Here is an 8,509-nt window from a genome sequence, read left to right as displayed (position 1 = left end):
CTACAACTTTACTCAGAGTAAATTTACTATACGGCATAATGGAAGTGGGGGAGTAATTTCAGTTATCAGTTATCAGTTATCAGTTATCAGTTACTAGTAGTCAGTTACTAGTAGTCAGTAGTCAGTAGTCAGTAGTCAGTTACTAGTAGTCAGTAGTCAGTAGTCGGTAGTCAGTAGTCAGTAGAAAGAGCTGTTATTATCATTTTTGACCCTGAAATTAGGCATTGCATAATTGTGGGATGATTTTATAAGAGAGGATCGACTATCATCCCCGTGTCTCCGTGTCTCCGTGTCTCCGTGTCTCCGTGTCTCCGTGTCTCCGTGTCGGTCTCAATCATCCCAGTATTCAGCAACGCCTTGACCCTGAAATTATTCTATATCTGCTAAATATACATCTGACTTTAACCATTTTTCTTGACCAAACTATTTGTAACATTCTTTTTTTACGCTTGGTATTATTCATCAACAAACTAAAGATTTTAGCTTTTCAAGTTTAGACAAGTATTCATATTATCATAGCATTTTCTTAGCAAGTTTAGCACAATTTTCCTAGAAATTATTGCTTTGGATTAGTTTGTTTAAAGCTATTATTTTTTTGACAAATATCAAAACATATGGTAATTAAATATAAAAATCTAGAGGTAATGACTAATGAAAATTGCGTTTTTAGGAACAGGTTTAATGGGTCTACAAATGGCTCAAAAATTGTTAGAAGCTAATCATGTTGTAACTGCTTATAATCGTACTCAATCAAAATTAGAACCTTTACAAAAAATAGGGGCTAAAATTGCTAATTCTCCCGCAGAAGCTATTCAAAATTCTGAATGTTTAATTTTGATGTTGACTAATACTGAAGCTATTCAAAATGTACTTTTATCTGATAGCTCAAAAGCGGAATTATCGGGTCGAACAGTAATTCAAATGGGAACTATTTCCCCCACTGAAAGTAAAGAAATTAGAGATGAAGTTGTTGCTTGTGGTGGTGAATATTTAGAAGCTCCTGTTTTGGGCAGTATTCCTCAAGTAAAATCTGGTAGTTTAATTGTTATGGTGGGAGCTTCATCAGAACAATATGAAAAATGGTGTGGTTTATTAAAGATATTTAGTCGTGAGCCATTACATATTGGTGCGGTAGGTAGTGGTGCTGCAATTAAGTTGGCAATGAATCAATTAATTGGTTCTTTAACAACTGCTTTTGCTTTGAGTTTAGGGTTGATAGTTCGAGAAGGAATAGATGTAGATTTGTTTATGCAAATTGTTCGGGATAGCGCTTTATATGCTCCAACATTTGATAAAAAATTACCACGAATGTTAGACAGGAATTATGAAAATCCTAATTTTCCAGCCAAACATTTATTAAAGGATACGAACATATTTATTAATGCGGCAGAATCAGCAGGACTTGATGTGAGTATTCAAGAAGGAGTGCGTAAAGTTTTGGAGAAAACTATTGAATTAGGATTGTCAGATGTGGATTATTCTGCTTTATTTTCGGCAGTTAATCCAGAGAATTAGAATATGTTTTCTTTTGATAATCATGTTCTTCCAAAGTGATGAAAAAAATTACCCTTAATTGTGGTGTTGCTGATTTGGTGTATGAAATTCAAGTTATTGGTAAGTTTTCACCAAATCTTTAGTTGAATAAAAAGTCATGCGTAGGGGCGAGTAACACCCAATAGCAAAATAGTATCATAATTTTTTGGGGGGTGCAAGAGGAAAAACCTTGTCGTTTTTTTGGAGCTTCACAGAATGCAGGTAGATCGTCGGTGCATCCGCGACCAAATCCTTGTCTAGCTGATGGGGTGAAAAATTTGGCGATCATTACTTCTTTTTTTAGTAGTGCTTCACAAGATGAGAATTTTTCTGGTGCTTTGATGGTGTGAGTATCTCTTATATATATATTCAGTGGCGATATGCTGTTTTTGCGTTGAATAAAAAGTCATAAGTAGGGGCGAGCAGCACCCAATAATTACATACTATCATAATTTTTTTGGGGAATTCAAGAGGAAATACCTTGCCGTTTTTTTTTTGAGCTTCACGGGATGAGAATCTGTTGGATTTGTGAATATAGCGTTGGCAGAGCAAGTGCGTTAGCTACATCGCTTCTACATGAGTAATTATCGATCTGTTGATGGGGTGAAAAATTTTCCGGTCGTTAGTTCTTGATCTAAAGTGCTTCACAGGATGATGATGTTTCTCTGTTTTGATGTCTGGGCGGTACTCCATTGTAATTATTTTTGTTACCAGACACGGTAGTGGGAGCATCTTGCTCCCGTACTTTCCATTACTATGCAGGATTACCGATGTCTGAATATCCCTTCTATATATATTCAGTAAAGAAATGCTGTTTTGGCGTTGAATAAAAAGTCATGCATAGGGGCGAGCAACACCCAATAACAAAATAGTATCACGATTTTTTTGGGGGTGCAAGAGGAAAAACCTTGCCGTTTTTTTTGAGCTTCACAAAATGCATGTTAATCATCTGTGTATCCGTGGCTAAATCCTTGTCTGGCTGATGGGGTGAAAAATTTTCTGATGCTAAATACGGTTATGAAAAGGTACTTTTTCCAAATCTTCTCTAATCCTTCTGCCTTCTGCCTTCTGCCTTCTGCCTTACTTTCCTAATAAAGCTCCTATCTAAACAGGATTTAGTATGATTGTTACTTTTACAGCAAAGTGTTTCACAGAATGATATTTTTTCTGCTTTGATAGTGTGAGTATCTCTTCTATATATATATTTCTATATATATTCAGTAACGAAATGCCGTTTTTGCGTTGAATAAAAAGTCATATTTAGGGGCGAGTAGAACCCAATGATTAAATACTATCATAATTTTTTGGGGAATTCAAGGATAAATACCTTGCCGTTTTTTTTGAGCTTCACAAGATGCAGATGAATCATCCCTGTATCCGTGACCAAATCCTTGTCTGGCTGATGGGGATGAAAAATTTGGCGATCGCTACTTATTAAGGTGCTTCACAGGATGATAATTTTTCTGCTTTGATAGTCTTAGTGTGAGTATCTCTTATATATATATTCAGTGGCGATATGCTGTTTTTGCGTTGAATAAAAAGTCATGCTTAGGGGCGAGTAGAACCCAATGGTTACATAGTATCACGATTTTTTTGGCGATGCAAGAGCAAAGACCTTGCCGTTTTTTTTGAGCTTCACAAAATGCAGATGAATCATCCGTGTATCCGTGGCTAAATCCTTGTCTAGCAACCCTTTAATTCTATTGCCCCAAAATCTGATTTCGATCGCTAGCTCCCAAACCCAACCCATTACCATTAATCTGAGGAGTAATTACCGCAGGTGCTTCAGTAACTCCCCAAAGACTTACTAATTGCTGTAAAAATTTATCTTGCTCCACCCGTGTTGCTTCCCAGTAAGGACTTCGGTTAATCATCGTAAACCAAACCAAACCCTCTTCACGAGTAGGAATAACTCCAGCTAAAGCAATCACATCATTGAGAGTACCAGTTTTCACAGCCGAACCCTGGGGAATATTCCTAGACTGGTCTACTAAAGTTCCTCGGTCATAACCAGATACGGGAAACAAGTCAGCAATAACCCACTCAGAAGTTTGGAGATACTTTTGAATAGCAATTAACATTGCACTTACTGCTCTTGGAGAAATTTTATTTTCCACTCCCAACCCAGAACCATTAATTAACTGAATTTCTGTTTGAGGCACTCCCGCAGTCCAGGCAGCTTTTTGTTGAACAACTTTTGCTCCACCCAAATTACTAGCTATTATTTCAGCCAACTTATTATTACTTTCCACATTCATTGTTTTGAGGATATAGATAAGTGGCAAAGACTTGTGTCGAATAATTGGAATTTCTGTAGATACAGATTTTTGGGATATTACAGAACCAGCGATCGCCACTTTTGGCTGAAGTGTTCCTGGTGGCATTCGGTTGTAGATATTTCTCACATTATTAGACCAAGTGGCTGAATTGATGCCTTCTCGCAATAATTGGCCTGCAACTATAGGGTTAGTCTGATAGTTCATCCAGAAATCACCTACTACAATCAAATTACCTGTGACTTGATTAATTCCCAATTTTTGGATGGTATTACCCAGGGCGATCGCTTCTTCCCAGACAAAATATGGGTCATTACCGCCAGTAATTACCAAATCTCCTCGCAATATTCCATTTGTAATTGGGCCTGTGGTACTAACCAAGGTTTCAAATTGATGTTGAGGTCCCCAAGTTTCTAGGGCTGCTAAAGATGTGGCGATTTTTGTTAAGGAAGCACCAGGCATGGGAACTTTGCCTTCATGACTATGCAAAAGTTTAAATTCTGACTGTATCCATATACCCTGAGCATCGGAAGTTAGTAATCCCTTGGCTGCCAAACCTTTCAAGTATTCATCTACTTCTATAGTTAATATTTGCTCAGAATTTTCAGGTGAAATTAATTGGGGTAAACCTGTTTGCCATTTCATGACTGTTAGAGTATTTTGCCCAATAGTTTGTATGCCTGCCATTTCTAGCCATAGAGGTATGATTCCATAGCTGAACAAATCCCACATAAATCAATTCAATTTTTTCAAGTTTTTCTATAGCAGGGAACAGGGAACAGGGAACAGTGGTAAAAGCTTTTCTCTGTCTCAGGTTCATCATCAATCTCTGTCCTAACTAACTTTTTCCTTGCTATATCATAGTGGACTTCAATCATATATATCCTACATTCCGCACTTCATCATACAAAGATTATGTTTTTAGGGGATAGAAAGCAGAAAGTTTATTGCTTGGGAGCTTGGCTAATTATTGAATCAAAAATAGAAAATCTATTCATTACTGTTTTGCTATACGCAACAGTAAGACATCAAACACCTGGCAATTATGAATTTGAAGACTTCTACTGAGTCAGCAGAAAGTTTATTGCTTGAGAGCTGGTGTAATTATTGAATCAAAAAAAGAAAATATATTCATTACTGTTTTGCTATAGGCAATAGTAAGGTATCAAACCTTTGCCAATGATTAATTTGAAGACTCCTATTAAGGAAGTAGAAAGTTCATTGCTCTGGAGCTGATGTCATTATTGAATCAAAAATAAAAAATCTATTCATTACTGTTTTGCCATACGCAACAGTAAGACATCAAACCTTTGCCAATGATTAATTTGAAGACTCCTACTGAGGAAGTAGAAAGTTCATTGCTTGGGAGCTGGTGTAATTATTGAATCAAAAAAAGAAAATATATTCATTACTGTTTTGCCATACGCAACAGTAAGACATCAAACACCTACCAATTATTAACTTGGAGTTTCCGAATTGAGGAGGCAGAAAATTTATTGTTCGGGAGCTGGTGTAATTATTGAATCAAAAAAAGAAAATCTATTCATTACTGTTTTGCCATACGCAATAGTAAGACATCAAACCTTTACCAATAATGAATTTGAAGACTTCTATTGAGGAAGCAGAAAGTTCATTGCTCTGGAGCAGAACTTAAATTATTGAATCAAAAAAAGAAAATCTATTCATTACTGTTTTGTCATACGCAATAGTAAGACATCAAACCTTTGCCAATCATTAATTTGGAGTTTCCTATTGAGGAAGTAGAAAGTTCATTGCTCTGGAGCTGGTGTAATTATTGAATCAAAAATAAAAAATCTATTCATTACTGTTTTGCTATACGCAATAGTAAGACATCAAACATCTGCCAATCATTAATTTGGAGTTTTCTATTGAGGAAGTAGAAAGTTCATTGCTCTGGAGCTGGTGTAATTATTGAATCAAAAATAAAAAATCTATTCATTACTGTTTTGCTATACGCAATAGTAAGGTATCAAACCTTTGCCAATCATTAATTTGAAGACTCCTACTGAGTCAGCAAAAAATTTATTGCTCTGGAGCTGGTGTAATTATTGAATCAAAAATAAAAAATCTATTCATTACTGTTTTGCTATACGCAATAGTAAGACATCAAACATCTGCCAATCATTAATTTGGAGTTTTCTATTGAGGAAGTAGAAAGTTCATTGCTCTGGAGCTGGTGTAATTATTGAATCAAAAATAAAAAATCTATTCATTACTGTTTTGCTATACGCAATAGTAAGGTATCAAACCTTTGCCAATCATTAATTTGGAATTTCCTATTGAGGAAGCAGAAAATTTATTGCTTTGGAGCTGTTGTAATTATTGAATCAATTCTTATCCATAAATTAAATTATCAATTATTTCTCCCTGTTGCTTGTTGCCTCTTTGTCTGGGGATGTTAATTTTATACTTAGATATTAAAAGTATTATTTTTGACTTGAATTACTGATGAAAATAAGGGTCAAAGATTTACAAAATTTTACTGAATTATTTGCTAAACTTGTTTATTGAATATGCTAAGTTCTGAAAATGAGCAAAATTTCTATAGGGAAAGCCGCAGAACTACTTGGAGTAGCAGAAAGTACTCTAAGGAGATGGGAACGTGAAGGCAAAATCCAATCAGAAAGAACTAAAAATGGACATCGCCGATATGACGTGACTACTCTTTTAGGACTAAGAGCTGGAGAACGTAAAACTATTGGTTATGCCTGCATTTCCAATTCTGAGCGAACAGCCGATTTAGATAGACAAATTATGGTACTAGAAGCCTACTGTAATAATCAGGGTTGGCTAGTAGAAATTATCCGAGATTTAGGTTCAGGAATTAACTATAGAAAACGGGGGTTAGTAAGATTAATAAAAATGATCTGCTCAGAAAAAGTAGAGCGTTTAGTTTTAACAAATAAAGACCGTTTAGTAAGATTTGGTTCAGAATTAATCTTTACAATTTGTGAGATTTTTGGCACAGAAATTGTGATTATTAATCACTTATCTGAATCCACAGAAGAAGAAGATTTAGGAGCAGATATCTTAGAAATAATTAAAGTTTTTAGTGCTAGGTTATATGGTAGCCGTAGCCAAAAAAATAAAAGAATAGTCGAAAAATTGCAAGAGGCTGCCAATCAAATAAATTGATAGCTATTAAGTCAAAAATTCTCAGTAATTAAGATTTCTGTCAATGGACTCGGAAAACCTTATCTTTTGTTCGTTTATAAAAAATATTTTTTTGCTTTTATAAATTGAATTAATGTCCGAGAGAGCAATTTTTCAAAAGTCATTCATTTAAAAGTAAATAAATATCAATTAACTGATAAAATCTTGAAGGTTTCTTTAACTTGGAGCAATGGGAATAACACCTACACGAATCGCAATCGATGCTATGGGTGGGGACTATGCCCCATCAGAAATTGTTGAGGGAGCAATACAAGCACAAGAAGCTTATGGTGTAAAAGTATTGTTAGTTGGGGACCCTCAGCAAATCAAAGCCTGTATTAATCACAAGTCAAATCAACCTCTACCAGAAATAGTCCCCGCTGAGGAAATTGTGGAAATGCATGAAGAGCCTTTGACTGCCGTTAGACGTAAGTCCAAAGCATCAATTAATGTGGCGATGAAGTTAGTCAAGCAAAAAGAGGCTGATGCTGTGGTATCTGCAGGTCATTCAGGAGCAGTCATGGCCTCCGCTTTACTACGTTTGGGAAGACTTCCAGGAATCGATCGCCCTGCAATTGGGGCAGTTTTGCCAACTATGGTTCCCAAAAAACCAGTGTTGATTCTTGATGTTGGGGCAAATGTAGACTGCCGTCCCAAATTTTTAGAACAATTTGCAGTTATGGGGACAATTTATAGCGAATATGTCTTGGGGACTGCCGATCCAAAAGTGGGACTACTTAATATTGGGGAAGAACCATCAAAAGGTAATGATTTGGCAGTAAGGACTCATCAAATACTGCAAGAAAATAATCAAATTAAGTTTATTGGTAATGCAGAAGGTCGGGATGTTTTATCTGGCAGTTTTGATGTAATAGTATGTGATGGCTTTGCTGGAAATGTTTTATTAAAATTTGCTGAGGCAGTGGGTGATGCTGTATTGCAAATGATGAAAGAAGAATTAACACCTGGTCTGAGTGGGAAAATAGGTACCGCAATATTACGACCTAATTTAAAACGAATGAAGCAAAGAATAGACCATGTAGAACATGGAGGTGGGTTACTATTAGGAGTAGGAGGAATTTGTATTATTAGTCATGGTTCTTCTAAAGCTATCGCTATATCTAATGCAATTCGTTCAGCAAGGGACGCAGTAGAAAATCGAGTAATTGAACGAATTAATTCTAACTATGTACCAGAAAATCATAAATCAATAGTCAGTAATCAGTAATTTTGCTAGATATTTGAGGTTGATTCACTGTAATTATTAAGCTACCAAAATTATTGAAAAAAATGTAGTAGGTAGAATTAATCATAAATTTCAAATAAGTCAAAAAATAGCAAAATTTTAAATAGGTAAATTCAAATTGAAGAAGTCAAAAGGCAGGAGGCAGAGGGTAGAAGGAAAAATTGCTTATGGATAGTCTTCGACACGCCACTCTGTCTCTTAACCTAAAAAAAATTTAAGCACCCCGACGGTGGAGTATTAAACCGATAAAAGAAAAAATAAATAGCATTAGCATTCTAAG

Annotated in this window: 6 protein-coding genes; 4 read left to right on the top strand and 2 right to left on the bottom strand. The window is 35.6% G+C overall.

The features are described from left to right. Window positions 1-651: 651 nt before the first annotated feature. Together AC3DU7_RS18145 and AC3DU7_RS18140 are read left to right on the top strand one after the other, a co-directional pair. The gene (locus AC3DU7_RS18145; RefSeq protein ID WP_488040718.1) at window positions 652-1,515 is read left to right on the top strand and encodes an NAD(P)-dependent oxidoreductase; all 864 of its coding nucleotides are present in this window, start codon (window positions 652-654) and stop codon (window positions 1,513-1,515) included. A 191-nt stretch (window positions 1,516-1,706) separates the two neighbouring features. Continuing rightward, window positions 1,707-1,883: a hypothetical protein gene (locus tag AC3DU7_RS18140; RefSeq protein ID WP_488040717.1), complete on the top strand. Its 177-nt coding sequence runs from the start codon at window positions 1,707-1,709 to the stop codon at window positions 1,881-1,883. A gap of 211 nt (window positions 1,884-2,094) precedes the next feature. Here AC3DU7_RS18140 and AC3DU7_RS18135 read toward each other — a convergent pair whose 3' ends face one another. Next, window positions 2,095-2,226, bottom strand: a complete 132-nt coding sequence (locus AC3DU7_RS18135) for a hypothetical protein (RefSeq protein ID WP_488040716.1) — start codon at window positions 2,224-2,226, stop codon at window positions 2,095-2,097. 1,007 nt (window positions 2,227-3,233) lie between these two features. Further along, window positions 3,234-4,541 (bottom strand): D-alanyl-D-alanine carboxypeptidase, encoded by a 1,308-nt coding sequence (locus AC3DU7_RS18130; RefSeq protein WP_488040715.1) that lies wholly within the window; start codon window positions 4,539-4,541, stop codon window positions 3,234-3,236. A gap of 1,818 nt (window positions 4,542-6,359) precedes the next feature. Between AC3DU7_RS18130 and AC3DU7_RS18125 the strand changes: the two genes are divergently transcribed. After that, complete coding sequence (locus AC3DU7_RS18125; RefSeq protein WP_488040714.1) at window positions 6,360-6,965, top strand: IS607 family transposase; 606 nt, start codon at window positions 6,360-6,362, stop codon at window positions 6,963-6,965. Between the two features lie 208 nt (window positions 6,966-7,173). Further along, a complete protein-coding gene (gene plsX, locus AC3DU7_RS18120; protein ID WP_488040713.1) occupies window positions 7,174-8,211 on the top strand; it encodes a phosphate acyltransferase PlsX in 1,038 nt (345 codons plus the stop codon). The last annotated feature ends 298 nt before the right edge of the window (window positions 8,212-8,509 follow it).

The organism is Okeania sp., from assembly GCF_983059655.1.
This window is presented reverse-complemented; position numbering and strand designations above follow the sequence as displayed.

Bases quoted from the DNA above. Each gene is read 5' to 3' on its own strand.
- AC3DU7_RS18145 (WP_488040718.1), top strand. From the start codon at position 652: ATGAAAATTGCGTTTTTAGGAACAGGTTTAATGGGTCTACAAATGGCT.
- AC3DU7_RS18135 (WP_488040716.1), bottom strand. From the start codon at position 2,226: ATGGAGTACCGCCCAGACATCAAAACAGAGAAACATCATCATCCTGTG.
- AC3DU7_RS18130 (WP_488040715.1), bottom strand. From the start codon at position 4,541: ATGTGGGATTTGTTCAGCTATGGAATCATACCTCTATGGCTAGAAATG.
- AC3DU7_RS18125 (WP_488040714.1), top strand. From the start codon at position 6,360: ATGAGCAAAATTTCTATAGGGAAAGCCGCAGAACTACTTGGAGTAGCA.
- plsX (WP_488040713.1), top strand. From the start codon at position 7,174: ATGGGAATAACACCTACACGAATCGCAATCGATGCTATGGGTGGGGAC.